12 protein-coding genes are annotated in these 18,253 nt (G+C 57.3%); 4 read left to right on the forward strand and 8 right to left on the reverse strand.

The genetic code is table 11. From position 1 onward, the window contains the following. Nucleotides 1-42 precede the first annotated feature (42 nt). From CFT68_RS21250 to CFT68_RS21285, 8 genes are all read right to left on the reverse strand, one after another. Nucleotides 43-1,575, reverse strand: coding sequence for an NCS1 family nucleobase:cation symporter-1 (locus CFT68_RS21250; protein ID WP_088845695.1), 1,533 nt, complete (start codon nucleotides 1,573-1,575; stop codon nucleotides 43-45). An 82-nt stretch (nucleotides 1,576-1,657) separates the two neighbouring features. Continuing rightward, complete coding sequence (gene preA / locus CFT68_RS21255) at nucleotides 1,658-3,058, reverse strand: NAD-dependent dihydropyrimidine dehydrogenase subunit PreA (protein WP_088845696.1); 1,401 nt, start codon at nucleotides 3,056-3,058, stop codon at nucleotides 1,658-1,660. Between the two features lie 70 nt (nucleotides 3,059-3,128). Beyond that, nucleotides 3,129-4,457: an FAD-dependent oxidoreductase gene (locus CFT68_RS21260; protein WP_088845697.1), complete on the reverse strand. Its 1,329-nt coding sequence runs from the start codon at nucleotides 4,455-4,457 to the stop codon at nucleotides 3,129-3,131. 48 nt (nucleotides 4,458-4,505) lie between these two features. Beyond that, the gene (locus CFT68_RS21265) at nucleotides 4,506-5,372 is read right to left on the reverse strand and encodes a nitrilase-related carbon-nitrogen hydrolase (RefSeq protein WP_170934890.1); all 867 of its coding nucleotides are present in this window, start codon (nucleotides 5,370-5,372) and stop codon (nucleotides 4,506-4,508) included. 78 nt (nucleotides 5,373-5,450) lie between these two features. Further along, nucleotides 5,451-6,827 carry a dihydropyrimidinase gene (gene hydA, locus CFT68_RS21270; protein WP_088845699.1) on the reverse strand — a complete coding sequence of 459 codons (1,377 nt, stop codon included), beginning with the start codon at nucleotides 6,825-6,827 and terminating at the stop codon, nucleotides 5,451-5,453. Between the two features lie 177 nt (nucleotides 6,828-7,004). After that, on the reverse strand, nucleotides 7,005-8,354 hold the full coding sequence (locus CFT68_RS21275) for an aminotransferase class III-fold pyridoxal phosphate-dependent enzyme (RefSeq protein WP_088845700.1): 1,350 nt from the start codon (nucleotides 8,352-8,354) through the stop codon (nucleotides 7,005-7,007). A gap of 49 nt (nucleotides 8,355-8,403) precedes the next feature. Further along, nucleotides 8,404-9,876: a CoA-acylating methylmalonate-semialdehyde dehydrogenase gene (locus tag CFT68_RS21280; RefSeq protein ID WP_088845701.1), complete on the reverse strand. Its 1,473-nt coding sequence runs from the start codon at nucleotides 9,874-9,876 to the stop codon at nucleotides 8,404-8,406. A 171-nt stretch (nucleotides 9,877-10,047) separates the two neighbouring features. Then, a complete protein-coding gene (locus CFT68_RS21285) occupies nucleotides 10,048-10,407 on the reverse strand; it encodes an alpha-L-arabinofuranosidase C-terminal domain-containing protein (RefSeq protein ID WP_088845702.1) in 360 nt (119 codons plus the stop codon). Between the two features lie 367 nt (nucleotides 10,408-10,774). Here CFT68_RS21285 and CFT68_RS21290 point away from each other — a divergent pair, with 367 nt between their 5' ends. The 4 genes from CFT68_RS21290 to CFT68_RS21305 form a co-directional block, all read left to right on the forward strand. Next, nucleotides 10,775-10,984: a hypothetical protein gene (locus tag CFT68_RS21290; RefSeq protein WP_088845703.1), complete on the forward strand. Its 210-nt coding sequence runs from the start codon at nucleotides 10,775-10,777 to the stop codon at nucleotides 10,982-10,984. A gap of 491 nt (nucleotides 10,985-11,475) precedes the next feature. Further along, the gene (locus tag CFT68_RS21295; protein WP_088845704.1) at nucleotides 11,476-11,700 is read left to right on the forward strand and encodes a hypothetical protein; all 225 of its coding nucleotides are present in this window, start codon (nucleotides 11,476-11,478) and stop codon (nucleotides 11,698-11,700) included. Nucleotides 11,701-12,748: 1,048 nt separating this feature from the next. Then, nucleotides 12,749-13,459, forward strand: coding sequence for a sugar transferase (locus CFT68_RS21300; protein WP_088845705.1), 711 nt, complete (start codon nucleotides 12,749-12,751; stop codon nucleotides 13,457-13,459). A gap of 514 nt (nucleotides 13,460-13,973) precedes the next feature. Then, nucleotides 13,974-18,253: malectin domain-containing carbohydrate-binding protein (locus CFT68_RS21305; protein ID WP_170934891.1), on the forward strand; the 4,280-nt coding region annotated here is incomplete at its 3' end.

Raw genomic sequence — 18,253 nt, forward strand, 5'->3', positions numbered from 1 at the left:
AAAGCGTCGCCCCGGCCGGGGCCAGCCTGGTGCCGGCCTAGGTTAGCCGGGCGTGGTGGGTGAAACCGGGATACCGCCGCGGTGGTGGGTTGCAGCTGACGCCAGGCGGCTGTTCACTGGGGACATCCCCCACAAGTAGGCGCCCGCGGACAGAAAGAAGCCGACAAACCAGGCGTAGTTGTACACGTCGAGCAGCCAGCCCCAGACAAGCTCCCGGGGCAGCAGCCCGATTGTACTCAAAAAGCCGGGAATGTTGGGCAGGATGCCCACCCCCAGAGCCAGCAGGGACCTGGTATTGTAGCCCCGGTTATAGGCGTAGCTCCCCCCGTACTGGTACAGATCAGGCAGCGACAGCTGCTGCCGGCGGATAAAGTAGTAATCGGCAATCATGATGCCCCCGATGGGCCCCAGCAGCGCCGAATAGCCCACCAGCCAGGTGAAGATATAGCCCGAGGGGTCGGCTATCAGTTTCCAGGGGCAGATGAGCAGGCCTAGCACGCCCGTGATGTAGCCCCCAATTCTAAAGTCTATTTTCTCGGGAGCTAGGTTCGCGAAATCGTTGGCCGGGCTCACGATGTTGGCCGCAATGTTGGTGGCCAGAGTGGAGAGGGCCACGGCCAGCATGGCCACGGTTACCAGCACCTTGCTATCGAAGCGGCCCGCCAGCTCCACCGGGTCCCAGATGGTTTTGCCGTAGATAATAAAGGTGGCCGAGGTCACGACCACCCCGACAAACGCAAACAGCGTCATGGGCAGCGGCAGCCCCAGGGCCTGCCCCACGACCTGGGCTCGCTGGCTTTGGGCGTAGCGAGTGAAATCCGGAATGTTCAGCGACAGCGTCGCCCAAAAGCCGACCATGCCCGTCAGGGAAGGAAAGAAGAACGCCCAAAAGGCAGCCGAAGTCGTGAATTTGGCAGGCTGTGCCAGGATGGGCCCCAGGCCATGCCCCGCCGAAATAGCCCAGTACAAGAGGCCTAGCGCCGCAATGGGCAGGAAAAATGCCTTGAACACCAAAAGCTTCCGGATGCTGTCGACGCCCAGATGCACCACGTACATGTTCAGGAGCCAAAACAGCAGAAACAGCACCGCCGGCCCCGTAGGCAGCGCCCAGGAGGCCGGAAACACGGCGGGCAGCGTACCGATGGCGGGCAGCCAGAGCTTTACCAGCTGGTAGAGCGCCTGCCCGCCAATCCAGGTTTGAATACCGAACCAGCCGCAGGCAATGATGGCGCGCAGCATGGCCGGAATATTGGCTCCGCGCACCCCAAAGCTGGCCCGCGCCAGCACCGGAAACGGAATGCCATACTTCGCGCCGGCCCGCCCGTTCAGCACCATGGGCACCAGCACAATGCTGTTGCCCAGGAAAATGGTCAGGATGGCCTGCCACCAGTTCATGCCGCCCTCAATAAGGGAGCTGGCCAGCATGTAGGTGGGTATGCACAAACTCATGCTGATCCAGAGGGCGGCATAGTTCCAGGTGTTCCAGGTCCGGTCCGCCATGGCGACGGGGGCCAGATCTGCACTGGTCAGCCCGGCCTCGGGCGGGCGGGCGGTGGAGGGCTGAGGCGAATCCATGGGAAGTACAGCTTAAGTTAAGAATGCACAAGTAGCTGGTATTGATAATGATATAGTAGTGTGGATGTAGTGTTAGATGAGGCTACTCCTTGCTCGCCGGTTCCGTGCCAACCGGGGAAGGTGGGCCCAGCTGTCGCGCCTTGCCGGGCAGGGTCTTGTGCTTTTCCTTGCCCAGGGCCGCCGTGGGCTCGGGCACCCAGTGGTGTAGGCCACCCGCCTGCTCATCGTTGAAGGTCGTCGGGACGGAGCCAGCCAGGGTGCGCTCCTTCCAGGTCAGGTGCTCGGTCCCATCGTCGGTGCGCTCCATCGTGATGCACTGCTCCACGGGGCAGACCAGGGAGCAGAGGTTGCAGCCCACGCAGTTTTCCTCGATGATTTCAGGTACCCGGGTGCCCTCACGCAGGGCAATTGCCTGGTGGGCCCCGTCTTCGCAGGCCGTGTAGCAGAGCTGGCACCCGATGCACTTCTCCTCATGAATCTTGGCCGTTACCTTGTACTTCAGATTCAGATCCTCCCAGTGCTTTACATTGGGCAGGGCCTTGCCCACCATGTCGTAGATAGTGGCAAAGCCTTTTTCCGTCATGTACTGCTCCAGGCCGGCCGTCATTTCGCGGATGATGCCGAAGCCGAAGTGCATGGCGGCCGTGCACACCTGCACCGAGGAGGCCCCCAGCAGGATGTGCTCCACGGCATCGCGCCAGTTTTCAATGCCCCCAATCCCGGAGATGGGTAGTGCCACGTGCGGATCCTGGGCGCAGTTTTTCACCATGTTCAGGGCAATGGGCTTCACGGCCGGGCCGCAGTAGCCGCCGTTGGTGCCCTGGCCATCCACAATGGGGTAGGGCGCAAACAGATCCAGGTCAACGCCGACGATGCTCTGGATGGTGTTGATGAGCGAAATGGCATCGGCCCCACCCAGGCGGGCGGCCCGGGCGGGTTCCGTGATGTCGGAGATGTTGGGCGTGAGCTTTACGATTACCGGAATCCGGGCTACTTCCATCACCCATTCCACAATCAGGCGCAGCACGTCGGGCTCCTGGCCTACGGCCGAGCCCATGCCCCGCTCGCACATGCCGTGGGGGCAGCCGAAGTTGAGCTCGATGCCATCGGCGCCGGCATTTGTGACGTCGCGCACAATCTGGTGCCACTCCTCCCGGCTCTGCACCATCAGGGAGGCAATGACGGCGTGGCGGGGAAAGTGCTTTTTCACTTCCTCAATCTCGCGCAGGTTGTCAATTAGGGGGCGGTCAGAAATCAGCTCAATGTTGTTGAAGCCGATCAGGCGCTTGTCGCGGTAGTTGACGCCCCCGTAGCGGCTCGATACGTTCACGACGGGCACACCCAGGGTTTTCCAGACGGCACCGCCCCAACCGGCATCAAAGGCCTTCATCACCTGGTAGCCGGAGTTGGTGGGCGGCGCGGAGGCCAGCCAGAACGGGTTCGGCGACTTAATCCCAGCAAAGTTTATCGAGAGGTCTGGCATTAGAAAGTCAATTGAGGGAACCGGCCTAGGTCCGCTTCCATGTGTTGTATCGGGCCCGCGGTGCAGCGGGCTACTGGCCTAGCAGGTAGGCGTGGATGCCGCGGGCGGCTACTTTGGCTTCGGCGGCAGCATTTACCACTTCGGCCCCACCGTTGCGCGCGTCGCCGGAGGCAAAGTATTGGGGGTTGGTGGTTTGCCCGGAGTAGGCATCAGCCACTATGCGGCCGTTTCTATCGAGCTCCAGGCCCGGTATGTGGCGCAAGAATGAAACCTGCTTGGCCTGGCCGGTGGCTTTAATGACCATATCGCAGGATTCCACGAATTCGGTTCCTGCCACCACCTGCACCTGCCCATCGAGGGTCTGGGTGCGCACGAACCTGACGCCTTCCACCCGGCCGTTGCCCACAATCTCAATTGGGGCCACGTTGAACAGCCCTTTCACGCCCACGCTGTTGGCCAAGTCATACTCAAAGTCGTAGGCTCCCATCTCGTCTTTGCCGCGCCGGTAGGCCAGGAGCACGTCCTCCGCGCCCAACCGCGCCGATTCCGAAGCCGCATCCATGGCCGTGTTGCCGCCGCCCAGCACAATCACCTTGCGGCCCACGGCTACGCGGTGGTGGTGCTGACGGAGCTGCTCGATGAACTCCACCGCGCCCACGCAGTTCTGACGGTCCTCGCCCGGCAAGTGCAGGCTGTTGGTGCCGCCCAGGCCGATGCCCAGGAAAATGGCGTCGTAGGCTTCCTCCAGGGCCTGCAGCTCCTGACGGGTGGTGATGGGCGAATGGTAGTGCACGCGGTAGCCAAACTGGGCCTGCAGATAGTCCATTTCGGCCAGCACCTCCTCGTTTGTGATTTTGTAGGGCGCCACGCCGTACACGGTCAGGCCCGAAGGCTGGGCTTTGGCCTCAAACACGTCTGCCTCGAAGCCGAGGGCCCGCAGCTCACAGGCGCAAGAAATGCCCGCCGGCCCGGCCCCGATGATGGCCACCTTCCGGCCGTTGGGCTTGCCTGGCTTGAAGAGATGCTGGTTGCTATCCATTACTTGGCGGGTAGCAAAGCTTTGCAGGCGTCCGATTTCGATGGGCTTCACGTCCTGCAGGTTGTACACGCACGCTCCTTCGCAGAGCACCTCCGTGGGGCATACCTTGCCGCAGGCATTGCCGAAGTAGTTGGCCTCGTAGATGGTTTTGGCCGCCCCCGTCACGTTGCCGGAATTGATCTGCCGGATAAACTGCGGAATATCAATGCCCGTGGGACAGGCCTTGATACAGGGCGCATCAAAGCAGAACAGGCACCGCGAGCTTTCGTACAGCGCCTCGGTGTTGTTCATCCGGGGTTTGAGCTGAGCGAAATTGGCGTGGAAGTCCTGCTCAGTAGCAGGAATGGGAAACTCAGCCATACAATCGAATGGTTAGAATGCACTACCTGATGATGAGTGGCCTGGCGCCTACAGCTCCACCAGCTTCTCGTAGGTTTCGGGGCGCCGGTCGCGGTAGAACTGCCAGGTGGCGCGCACCTCCTCAATTAAGTCCAGATCGAACTCGGCTACTAGCAATTCATCCTTATCCTCGGAGGCCTGCGCGAAGATCTGCCCACGGGGGTCCACGAAATATGATGTTCCGTAGAACTTGCCCAGGTTCCAGGGCTTCTCCTCGCCCACCCTATTGATGCAGCCCATGAAGTAGCCATTGGCGGCGGCGTGTGCCGGCTGCTCCAGCTTCCAGAGGTACTGGGAAAGGCCCGCCACCGTTGCCGACGGGTTATACACGATTTCGGCCCCGTTAAGTCCCAGCACCCGGGCCCCATCCGGAAAATGCCGGTCGTAGCAGATGTACACGCCCACCTTCGCGTACTTGGTCTGGAACACCGGGTAGCCCAGGTTGCCGGGCTTAAAGAAGAACTTCTCCCAGAAGCCGGAGGTGTGGGGAATGTGATTTTTGCGGTACTTGCCCAGGTAAGTGCCATCGGCGTCAATCACGGCGGCGGTGTTGTAGAGAATGCCCGCCGATTCCCGCTCGTACACCGGCACAATCATCACCATCTGGTACTTTTTGGCGTACTCGGCCATGCGCTCCGTCGTGGGCCCCGGCACCGATTCGGCCGAGGCGTACCAGGCCTTGTCCTGGCCCGGGCAGAAGTAAGGGGTGTTGAAAATCTCCTGCAGACACAAAATCTGCACGCCCTGGCGCCCCGCTTCCTCAATCAGCGGAAGGTGCTTCTGCACCATGGCTTCCTTGATTTCCTCAATGGAGCCTTGGCCTTCGGTCATGGGCAAACTCATCTGGATAAGACCGGACTTGACGATTCGGGGCATGAGCGTAGGGTTCAGGGGTTGAGGAAATAGGAAAGTGGCCTAGGCCAGTGCTGTAGTGGGGGAAGTGGCCTAGCGTAGTTAGAAAACGGTGACGCCGCGCTTAATAAACTGGCCGTAGCCTTTACCCACCAGCGCCTGTCCGTCGTGGACGGCCACCTGGCCCCGTAGCAGCACGGTTTCAATCTTGCCGGTGAGTTCCCAGCCTTCGTAGGCCGAGTAGTCGACGTTCATGTGGTGCGTGTCGGCGGAAATGGAATGTTTGCGGTTGGGGTCGAGGATGACCAGGTCGGCATCGGCGCCAATACTGATAGTGCCTTTTCGGGGAAACATGCCGAAGATTTTGGCGGCGTTGGTGGCTGTCACCTCTACAAACTTCTGGAGGCTGATGCGGCCCTTGCTCACGCCTTCGGAAAACAGCAGCTCCATACGGTGCTCAATGGCCGGGTGCCCATTCGGAATCTTGGAGAAGTCGTGGCGGCCCAGCTGCTTCTGCTCCCACATAAAGGGGCAATGATCGGTGCCTACCACCTGCACCAGGCCCTGGTTGATGCCCGCCCAGAGCGTTTCCTGGTCCTTTTTCTCCCGCAGCGGCGGCGACATCACCCACTTGGCCCCCTCAAACTCCTCCTGATACAGCGAAGCATCCAGCAGCAGGTACTGAATGCAGGTTTCCACGAACACCCGCTGGTTGCGGCGGGTGGCTTCGCGCACCTGGTTCAGCGCCCCCTCGCAGGTCAGGTGCACGATGTAGGCATTGACGCCGGTGTAGTTGGCAATGTCGGTGAAGCGGCCCGAGGCTTCGGCTTCGGTCACTTCGGGCTGAGAGAGATAGTGGTAGAGGGGGGAAAGCTTGCCCTGGCTGCGGTGCTGGGCTACCAGCGTATCAATCATGTCGCCGTTGGTGGCGTGCACGGTTACCAGGGCGCCGTGCTTCTTGACTTCCTGCATAAGGCCAACCATCTGCGCATCGTCAATCATGAGGGCGCCCTTGTAGGCCATGAACGCCTTGAAGGAGGTAATGCCTTCGGCCACCATGTCCGCAATTTCCGCCTGGCTGTGCTCATTGAAATCCGTGACAGCCATGTGGAAGGAGTAGTCACCGACGGCGGTGCCGGTGGCGCGGCCCTGCCACTCCGTGAGAGCTTCGCGCAGGGAGTGGCCCTGCTTCTGCAGCACGAAGTCAATCACGGTAGTGGTGCCGCCGTGCAGGGCGGCGCGGGTGCCGGTTTCGTGGGTGTCGCTGCTGAAGGTGCCCATGAAGGGCATGTCCAGGTGCACGTGCGGATCGATGCCGCCGGGCAGCACCAGCTTGCCAGTGGCATCGATTACCCGGTCCGCTTGCACGGGCAGATTCCGGCCAATGGCGACGATGGTTTCGCCGTCGATCAGCACGTCGCACACCGCGTCGGAATCAGCCGTGACGACGCGGCCATTTTTAATCAGCAGAGACGACATGCAGGGAGAGAAAAGAAGAAGGGATTAGAGAAGAAAAATATAGGAGTTTTTCCTTACAATTTCAAAACCAGGACATTGTCGGCTTTTTGCCTAGCACAAACAACGCCTTGCCTCCCGCTGGAGCGGGAGCTAATCAGGGGAAACAGCAGGAAAGAGAGTGGCTTAGCGGAGCCGAACTTAGTGCACGTGCTCGTCGGCGATGCGGATGGCCTGGGAGATGATGTCCAGCCCTTCATCTACTTCTTCTTTGGTGATGGTAAGGGGCGGCGCGATGAAGATGTAATTCCAGCGCACGAACGTGTACATGCCCAGCTCCCGGATTTTGGCGGCCACCTGGTTCATCACGTCCATCTGGTGGGGGGCGGCATTCCAGGGGGCCATGGGCTCCTTGGTTTCCCGGTTTTTCACCAGCTCCAGGCAGCCCAGTAGGCCCGTGTTGCGGAAGTCCCCGATGGAGGGGTGGCGGGCGGCCATTTCCGCCACGCGGGCCTCGATGTAGCGCCCCATCTCGGCGGCGTTTTCAATCAGGTTTTCCTCTTCGTAGATATCCAGCACCGCTACGGCGGCGGCGCAGGAAACCGGGTGGGCCGAGTAAGTGAGGCCCAGCGGCAGGGGCTTGTCGTCGAAGGAGTGCGCAATCTGCTCATCCACCATCACGGCGCCCAGCGGCAGGTAGCCCGCCGTGATGCCCTTGGCCATGGCCATCATATCCACTTTCACGCCGTGGTGATCGGAGCCAAACCATTTGCCCGTGCGCCCGAACCCGCTCATCACCTCATCGGCAATGAGCAGGATGCCGTATTTGTCGCAGATGGCGCGCACCCGCTGCCAGTAGGTGGGCGGGTACTTGATGCAGCCCGAAGTGCCCGACTCCCCTTCCAGCAGAATGGCGGCCACGTTGCCGGGGCCTTCGTACTGAATGACGCGCTCCATGTGGGCGGCGGCCCGCTCGGCGCATTCTTCGGGAGTAGTACTGTACCAGGGGCAGCGGTAGAAGTAGGGGTTCTCCACGTGCACCACGCCCGGCATGGCCTGGCTGTCCACGGCCAGCTTGCGCGGGTCGCCCCCGGCACTGATGGCGCCGTAGGAAGCCCCGTGAAAGGAAAGGTAGAGGGAGACTATTTTGTGGCGGCCGGTGTACACGCGGGCCAGCTTAATGGCATTCTCAATCGACTCGGCGCCGCCCAGCGTGAAAAAGGCCTTGGTGAGGTTGGGCGAGGTGATTTCGGCCAGTTTTTTTCCTAAGTCGCCGCGGGCCTTGGTAATCATGCCGGGGTACACGTAGCTCAGCTCCTGCATCTGCGCGGCCACCGCCTCCGTCACCTTCTGATTGCCGTGCCCGATGTTCACGTTCATCAGCTGAGAAGAGAAATCCAGGTAGCGCTTCCCATCCCGGTCGTACACATACACCCCCTCCGCCCGCTCGGCACTGATGGGGTTCAGCCCCGCCTGCTTTGACCAGGAGAAAAGCGTGTAATCGAGGTTGTCCTGCAGGATTTGCTGCTTATCGGAGGTGAGCGTTTCCATGGCCGAGAAAGGAGAAGTTGGGAGGAATTAGAAAGGCAGAAACTGGAGCTTAGCTCATCCAGTTGATGCGCGACTCGGGGTTCCACTTGGTGGTGACTTTCTTGAGCTGGGTCCAGAACTCAATGGAGCTTTTGCCGGTGATGTCGCAGGCCCCAAATTTCGACTCATTCCAGCCGCCGAAGGAGAAGGGCTCCCGCGGCACGGGTACCCCGATGTTGACGCCAATCATGCCGGCCGAGGCATTCTCCATTACGTAGCGCGCCAGGCCACCACTCTGCGTAAACACCGAGGCGGCGTTGCCATAGTTAGAGCTGTTTTCAATGCCCAGAGCTTCGTCGAGGGTTTCGGCCCGGATGATGGCCAGCACGGGGCCGAACACTTCTTCGCGGGCAATGGCCATATCGGGCGTGACGTGGTCGATGACAGTAGGGCCGACGTAGTAGCCCTCCTCCTGCCCTATTACTACGGCATTTCGGCCATCGAGCAGCACTTTCGCGCCGGCTGCTTCCGCTTCCGTGATGTAGCGCTCGATGCGCTCCTTGGCCTGGCGGCTGATAACCGAACCTAGGTTCTGGCCCGGCACAATCTTGCGGGCCTCTTCTACCAGCCGGGCGATGATGGGCTCCACGGCGCCCACCGCCACCATAGCGGAGCCCGCCATGCAGCGCTGCCCCGCGCACCCCGACATGGAAGCGGCCACATTGGAGGCCGTCATGTCCACGTGCGCATCGGGCAGGACGAGCAGGTGGTTCTTGGCCCCACCCAGCGCCACGCAGCGCTTCAGGTTGGCCGTGGCGCGCTGGTACACCACCTTGGCAATCTTGGTCGAGCCCACAAACGACACCGCCTTGATATCGGGGTGGTCGCAGATGGCCTCTACAATCTCCTTGTCGCCGTGCACAATGTTGAGTACCCCATCGGGCAGCCCGGCTTCCTTCAGCAGCTCCGCTATGCGGCCGGCGCTGATTGGTACCTGCTCCGAAGGCTTTAAAATCATACAGTTGCCCAGGGCAATGGCATTGGGAATGGTCCAGTGCGGGACCATGTTGGGGAAGTTGAAGGGGGCAATAGAGGCCACCACGCCCAGGGGCTTGCGGTCCACGCGGCACTCCACCCCCACGCTTACCTCCAGCAGCTCCCCCGCCACCAGCTGGGGCAGGGAGCAGGCGAATTCCGTCAGCTCGATGGCCTTTTCAACCTCTGCCCGCGCCTCGTCGGTGGTCTTGCCATTCTCCTCCCGGACCAGGGCTGTTAGCTCCCCCAGATTCTTCTCCAACAGGGCCTTGTAGCGGTAGAAAATCTGCACCCTTTCCTTGACCGGTATAGCCGACCAGGCCGGGAAAGCCGCCTGCGCAGCCTCGACAGCCTGATCCAACGCTTCCCGCCCGCTTAAGGGCACGGTCGAAATCACCGCCCCATTGACGGGGCTCATTACATCCAGGGTGCGCGAGCTGGCGTCCGCTACAAATTGTCCGGCGATGTAATTGCGTACCGCAGGGTATTTGAGAACTTCGACTTCCATAAGGGCAGGGGTTTAATCTCCTGCAAGTAAAGTGTTTGCCGCACAAATCCAACTTATGCACATCACGCCCTGCAGGAAAGGCCAGGGCGTCCTTATTCCCTACACTGGTGGGCGAGTTTGTTTGACAAAAGACGCTGCTTCTGCTTCCCTGGGCTCATGAAACAGGGATAATTATTCCTGCTCTTTAAGCTCCAGCACGACTACGGACTGGGGCGACAGTTCCACCGCGAGCTTGTCGCCGCGCTTTTTGGCGCCGCTGAAGCTGGCCAGCTTCACGGTGTTGGGTTTGTCGAACTTATTGTAAGCGTTGAATTTCGGAGAGGTCAGGGTGAGACCCGACACCGACTTCCAGCTCACGCCGGCCAAGGCGGTTTCCAGCTTCTGGCTCTTCTTGGTATCCAAATTGACCAGCGAGATGAACACCATACCGTTCTTGCTGCGGGAGGCAGAAGCATTCAGGGCCGGGATTTTCTCGCTGCCCATTACATACTCCGGGCTGGTGAATTGCAGTGCTTTACGGGTAAAACTCAACAACGGCCTCAGTTGGGGTAGTGAGTGTTCCTGCGCCCATGTGCGCCCTTTCTGCTGACTGCACCCGGTACGTTAGAGCCCCAATAGCTTGCCAATCTCTTTCGCAATGGACTGCTTTTAAAGGGCCGCCTAGGAGGCTATGATTCGTGCTGAAAGTTAAGGAGTTGTGCCTGGACGGGAGGTTGCTGCTCCGCGCAAACAACTCATTTAAACTCTGGAGTACGAAAGCAGAAATTCTACACAAACCTGAACCGTGGCGAACCAGTAGGTGCCCTACTACCTCTCGGGGTAGAAAGATAAAAATGTGGCTAACGGTTTGAGCATTTAGTAGTTAGCTGCGATTTCATGAATTTTTTCTTTGATTACCATGCCTCAGGTTCTTTCCCTCGGTGCTTCGTTTTCTCGTCCCCAACGCGTCGCCCGCACCCGGCGCAACCTATCTGGCACTGCGCCTACTGCGGGCTCCTTCGAGCAGTTCTTGCTCAACCAATACGCCCAGGGCCAATTGACGATGGCGCAGGTGGAGGCAGAACTCGAACAGCTCACCACCGATTGGGAGTATGTTTATACGGGGTGAGTAGGTAGGATCCGGGAGGGCGATTGAAGTGGCAATACCGGCTTTCTGAAGTGCTGCGGAAATACCTCGGCCCGGCGTTTGAAAAACTTGCCGTACGCCGATCGAATCGCGAAATTCAGTTCTTCTACCATCTGCTGGAGGCCCTGGTGGGGCGACTACAACCGCAGAGTGAGGATTATTGCCAAGCAATTTCCTGATACAGTATGGCAGTTAGCTGGTTAACGCCTAGAGTAAGATCGAGCGGGAGGGAGCCTATTTGAGGCCAATCCTATGAAGTAGGAAAGACAACTGCAGGCGCAAGTTATCCAGCTGTGAGCATCTGTCGCTGTGCTCCAGCGTTAAGGCTAACCCTTTGCGCCTTATCCATCAGGCCCCATCAAGAGACCCCGCGGGGTCCCATGATGGGGCCTGATGCTTTCTTAAGTAATTTATTAAAAACCCAAGTTCTTTTGCATTAAACCACTACCTTAAGAGCAACGTAAACGCCGCTTATGGAACCTGAAGAGGAATTTCTGGAAAATGCTTCTTTATTAATTAATTATACCAAAAAAGAAATAAATCAGTTTATTTCATGGACGGTTAAGCTTAAGCCGCTTACTATATCTTCAGAAAATATCCTCGCCAACCTGGAATCTGTTGCAGCAGATATTAATAAGTTAAAAAAAGAATACAAGGAGAGAAAGAATTTATTAAATGATAATAATATAAATGTTTAATATTTCATAATAATCTATGCTGCCTTGGCAATGTTTATTAAGCTTGCTTTTAGGCTTTATTAAGGTCTGGATTTTTTGGGAAGCATGTTCCTAGCTGCTTTTGAACATGCCCTAGTTTATAACACCTTCATAGATCGAGGGCCTTGCCAAGGCCCTCATGCACCGTTAGGTATTCCAATGTGATGCCTTACAGTAGGGAAACTTTTTGCCACTGCCTGTGCATGGTGGGTGCAACTAATTGACATGAACCGATGAGCACGCTAAAAATTTCAGAGCTGTTTCGGACTTCCAACTTCGGCTCCGAATAATTGCCTTCTTAATAGCGTGTTGCGCCTAATATATCATCCAAACGATTCTGGTAACTTCCAGTGCAATACAAATATAATAAAGGCCAATAGCTAGTCGACAGGCAGAATAACTTCTATTACCAATGATAAATTACGTGGAAGCCTTGCGGGAGTCCTCGGATTTACCTGCCTGAAAACTTGACATTATTTCCTGCAAAGTAGCGCTTGATGTGAAAGGCTATTAGCTCCAAAACACGGTAGAAGGGCGGTTATTATAATTTTTATCCTTAGAAGATAAGCTGATCGATTATGGCTGCAGATGTCGCCAACTCCTCGGATATAGCATGCAAGGAAATACGGCAGGGCTTACAGTACCGACAGTACCAGCTATTAGCGTGGTTATGGCGCAGCCTATCCGTTGCAAGTTGGAGTTGGAAACCACTCTAGACTACTCCAATTCGGTTGGTTCTTAGAATTATTTCAATAAATTCTAGTACTTGTATCGGATTGAATGATAATCTTTTATATCTTCATCGAAGTGAAAGGATCGCGGTGCAGGAAGAGCAAAGTTGCCTGCCTAGGTTTATACAACCTGGAAAAGGCAGTAGGCTAGCTATTTTAAGCCTACGGATACAAGCTGGGATGGAGGCTGCCTGTTCGGGGGCTCGGTTTCGTGTGGAGATGACATACCGCAAAATCTGGTAAAACTCATTGCCTATGAGAAAACTAACTTATCTGTTACTGGATAAGCATCTGTCGGCATGTACTCCATCAACCCTAATAAACCTATTAAGGATAAGGTTATGGTCAGGACCTTTATAAATCACTCTGTTCCTTCATCTACACCTTCACCTATTGCCACTTATTCTCGAGTTAAGGTGGATACAGATGTTAAAAGGATATTTGACTTAACAGTAGCATCGTTGGTTGTCTTGCTGGTCTTAAGCTGGTTGGGACCAATATTGGCCTTACTGATTTATGTCGACTCCCCAGGACCCATTCTGTTTAAACAATTAAGAACGGGACGAAAAGGCCAGCCTTTTTATTGCCTGAAATTCCGCAGTATGCGTCTGAACTCTGAATCAGACTTTTTGCAAGCGAGTCCAGGTGATCAACGAATTACGCGTTTCGGAGCCTTCCTACGCCGCAATAGCCTAGATGAGCTTCCACAATTCATTAATGTGCTATACGGGGAGATGTCTATTGTGGGCCCTAGGCCGCATATGATAAGACAAACTGAAGTTTACTCCCAAGCTATCCACAACTTTATGCTGCGTCACACCATTCCCCCTGGTATCACCGGTTGGGCCCAGATAAATGGGTTTCGTGGAGAAACTAAAGAACTGTCCGCAATGGAAAAGCGGGTGAGTTCAGATCTATGGTACATAGAGAATTGGTCCCTGGCTTTAGATGCCCGTATCGTGGCTCGCACCATTTTGCTGTTAGCATGTAAACAGCCCAATGCATGCTGATATTCAGCATTTTATAGGGGGGGAGAGTTTGCGCTATAAGCACTTCAGATTGGGGGGATCTATTTACCTGACATGAGGGAAATAGACTCAGGTAGTAAATCACTCCTATACTGGTTTTATCGGCTGCCTTCATCTAAACGAGTGAAGCTCCCCAGGCAGTTGTTATGCAAGGCCAGTCTGGTAAGACCAGGCTGACTTATAGCCGGTTAACCACCCAGCCCTTTTGGATAGCTGCGCCTCCGTGGAGCGATTTAGCGATGTGGACAAGTATTCAAAAACGAGCACTACACTTGATAAACGGCCTTTGCCCCTTATCAAGGAGGTAGTCTGTCGCCTAAGCAATTATTTGACCATGAAACATCAGCACTACCTTAGTGGGAAAGCTTTTATTTGGTTAGCCCTATTCAGTTTTTTACTTGGCGAGCTTCCTCCACAAAACGCTGCTGCGCAAAAGCTGTCTGCCAAGCAAGTAGCGGCAAGGAAGAAGAAAAAGGCGAAGCTGCCACCCGAAAATTTGAATACCGTTATGCTGGCAAATGCCCAGTATAACTTCGCTCAGAGTGGCCTAACGGGTGTTTCGCTCTCTAATCCTACCTCGCTGCAGTTTGGGCCAGATGGCAAGTTGTATGTGTCGCAGCAGGATGGACTCATCAAGGTTCTCACCATCGTCCGAAATTCGACCAACAGCTACAGCGTAACGGCCACGCAGACCATTAGCCTCATCAACCAGATACCCAACCACAACGACAATGGCAGCCTGAACACCTCTGTCACGACGCGGCAGGTAACGGGCATTCTGGTGAAGGGCACCGCGTCTAGGCCTGTCATTTATGTTACCTCCAGCGACAGCCGCATTGGCGGCCCCAGCGGAGATTTAAATCTTGATACCAATTCGGGCATTATCTCGCAGCTAAGCTGGGATGGTAGTGCCTGGACCAAGATGGACCTGGTGCGGGGGCTGCCGCGCTCGGAGGAAAACCACTCCTCCAACGGCATGCAGTTGGATGACCAGACCAACACGCTTTACGTGGCGCAGGGCGGGCACACCAATGCGGGCGCTCCTTCTACCAATTTTGCTTATACCCCGGAGTATTCGCTCTCCGCCGCCATTTTATCCGTCAACCTGACGGCCATCAATGCCCTGACCACCAAGGGCACTGGCAACTCTGCCTATAAATATGACTTGCCGACCCTGGATGACCCCGACCGGGCAAACAATGCGGATGGCACGGACCCCTTTGATCCATTCGGGGGCAATGATGGCTTAAACCAGGCTAAGATTGTTGCCGGGGGGCCGGTACAGATTTTCTCGCCGGGCTACCGGAACCCGTATGATCTGGTGCTGACCAAAGGGCGCAAGATGTACACCATCGATAACGGCGCCAACCAGGGCTGGGGCGGCTATCCGCAAAACGAGGGGACTACCAACGTCAACAACAATTATGTGTCGGGCGAGCCCGGCTCCACCAGCCCTTCTGCCACGGAAGGCACCGTCAACAACCTGGACAACTTCCACTACATCGGCACTCTGGGCTCGTACACCGCGGGCAGCTATTATGGCGGGCACCCCACTCCCACCCGGGCCAACCCCAACGGAGCGGGCCTTTACACGCACGATGGAACTACCGGTACCTTTCGCACCAGCAAAACTGCCACTAAGCCCCTGCCCGCCGACTGGCCCCCGGTAGCCACGGCTAATCCTATTGAGGGAGATTTTCAAATGCCGGGCAGCGCCCAGAGCAAGTCCCTGCTAACCTTTACGGCTTCTACCAACGGCACAGCGGAGTACACCGCCTCCAACTTTGGGGGCGCTCTGCAAGGGACATTGCTTGCCTGCGGGTATGATGGGAATGTGGTAAAAATCACGCTTACAGCCGATGGCACCAACGTGACCAACCCGATGGACCCGGCCACCAAGCTCAACCAGGACCTCCCTTTCGCCTCGGGGTTCGGCTCTACCCCGCTGGATATCGTTGCTCAGGGCGATAACGATGTCTTCCCGGGTACCGTATGGGCCGCTACTTATGGCGCAAATGCCATTACCGTGTTTGAGCCGCAGGACTTTCTCAAGTGCAGTGGCTTATACGATACGAACGATGATGACCAGGATGGCTACACCAATGCAGACGAAATCGACAACGCCACGCAGCCGTGCTCTGCCGCCAGCCTCCCACCCGATGCGGACCACGACTTTGTATCAGATTTAAATGACATCGACGACGACAATGACGGTATTGCGGACACCACCGATTACTTCCCGCTGGATGCTTCCAATGGCATCAACACCGCGCTGCCGATAAAATACGATCTGTTCAATAACTACCCCGGCACTGGCTTATTCGGCTTGGGCTTCACGGGAGTAATGAGCAATGGTGACAGCGTTTATTCCGACTTGTATTTTGAGGAAAATTTAATCGCTGGCGGGGCCGTGGGCGCCTTTTCGGTGGTCAATGTTACCCCAGGCGATGCGCTGGGGAGCCTGAACACGCAGGAAAATGCCTTCCAGTTTGGGGTGAAAACCACTACGGCCCCCTTCACTGTACAGGGCCGCCTGCTAGGCCCCTTCTTTAACAACCAAGTGCCCCAGAACTTTCAGTCGCAGGGCATTTACATCAGCAACGGTGACCAAAATAATTACCTGAAAATTGCGCTCACGGCCAACGGGGGACAAGGTGGCCTAGAGGTGGTGTATGAGAATGGCGGCGTGCCCGTAAGTACCCAGTATGCATTGCCAGGGGGAATTCCGGGGTCTACCCTCGATTTCTTTTTTGCTGTCAATCCCACAACCGGCGTTATACAGCCAAAGTATTCATCAAATGCTGGGACCATCACAAACCTAGGCTCACCGATACAGGTCAGCGGGGCGCTTCTGGCAGCTTTGCAGGGCACCAAAGCCTATGCGGTGGGCTTAATTGCCACGTCGCGGGGTGCTAGCCCCTTTACAGCCACCTGGGACTTCATCTATGTAACAACGGACCAGGTTAATACGGCTCCAACCGTTGCTACTCCTATCCCGGACCAAACCGCTACAATAGGTGCAGCCTTTACGTATGCCTTCCCGGCCTCTACATTTACAGATGCCAACAACGACCCCTTAACGTATACTGCCACCTTACAAGACGGCACCGCTCTGCCTACCTGGCTCAGCTTCCTTGGTACGAATCGCACCTTTAACGGCACCCCACCCACTTCGAGCCTCCCCAACTACACAATTAAGGTAGTTGCCTCGGATGGCAAAGGCGGGCAGGCCACCGATAGCTTCGTGCTTACGGTGTCAACTACTCCGGCAACACCTACAGCGATGTATCGCATTAACGCGGGCAGCACGGCGGCGCTGAGCACGAGTCTGGGCAGCTTCTCGGCCGACCAGGGCTTCAGCCCCAGCCCCGGCAACGCCTTCTCCGTGACCACGGCCATCGCCGGCACCACCGATGATGCGCTTTATCAAACCGAGCGCTACGGCACCAACGGTGCGTTCAGCTATGACTTGCCCCTGGCCAACGGTACTTACACCGTGGTGCTGCACTTCGCCGAGCTCTACTGGACTGGTACCGGGCAGCGCGTGTTTGACGTGCTGGCCGAGAACACGAAGGTGCTCACGGCCTATGACATCTTCAAGAAAGTGGGCGGCTTTACGGCCACCACCGAAACGTTCACCACCACGGTTACGGATGGACAGCTGAGCTTGCTATTCACGGTTTTAAATGCAGGTGGAGTGGATGCGCCGAAGGTTTCGGCCATTGAGGTGCTCTCCTCCTCTACCACCAGTTCACCACCGGTAGCCAGTGCGGGTGCCAATCAGACGATTACGCTGCCCACCAGCACGGTGACCTTGGCGGGCTCGGGTACGGCGGCTAGTGGGGCCACCATCACGGGCTACAGCTGGAGTCAGAGCAGCGGACCCAGCACGGCCACCTTCTCCACTAAGACGGTGGCCAACCCGACCGTCAGTGGCCTAGCGGCCGGGAGCTACGTGTTTGCTTTAGTCGTAACTGACAGCAAGGGCTTGAGCAGTTCGCCTAGTTCGGTGACCGTCACGGTGAATCCGGTGCCCACGGGTGGCGGGGGCGTGGCCTACCGACTTAACGCGGGCAGCACAGCGGCGCTGAGCACGAGTCTGGGCAGCTTCTCGGCGGATCAGAGCTTCAGCCCCAGCCCGGGCAACACCTTCTCCGTCACCTCCCCCATCGCTGCTACCACCGACGATGCCCTCTACCAGAGTGAGCGCTACGGCACCACCGGCACGTTCAGCTACGCGCTGCCGGTGGCCAGCGGCAGCTACACCGTGGTGCTGCACTTTGCCGAGCTTTACTGGACCGCCGCCGGGCAGCGCGTGTTTGATGTGAGTGCCGAGGGCCAGAAAGTGCTCACGGCCTACGACATCGTCAAGAAAGTGGGGGCGCTGACGGCCACCACCGAGACGTTCTCGGTGAGCGTCACCGACGGCACCCTGAACCTGGCCTTCTCTTCGCTCAACGCCGGTGGGGTGGACAACCCGAAGGTGTCAGCCATCGAAGTGCTGAGTGCAACCTCCACCAGCACTCCGCCCGTAGCCAGTGCGGGTGCCAACCAGACCATCACGCTGCCCACCAGCAGTGTTACGCTCTCGGGTTCGGGCACGGCGGCCAGCGGGGCGACTATTACAGGTTACAGCTGGAGTCAGTCCAGTGGACCCACCACGGCCACCTTTAGCAGCAAGACCGTGGCCTCCCCTACGGTCAGTGGCCTAGCGGCCGGCTCCTACGTGTTTGCTTTAGTCGTGACTGACAGCAAGGGCCTCCCAAGCTCGCCGAG

This window comes from Hymenobacter gelipurpurascens (assembly GCF_900187375.1).
Classification (GTDB): domain Bacteria; phylum Bacteroidota; class Bacteroidia; order Cytophagales; family Hymenobacteraceae; genus Hymenobacter; species Hymenobacter gelipurpurascens.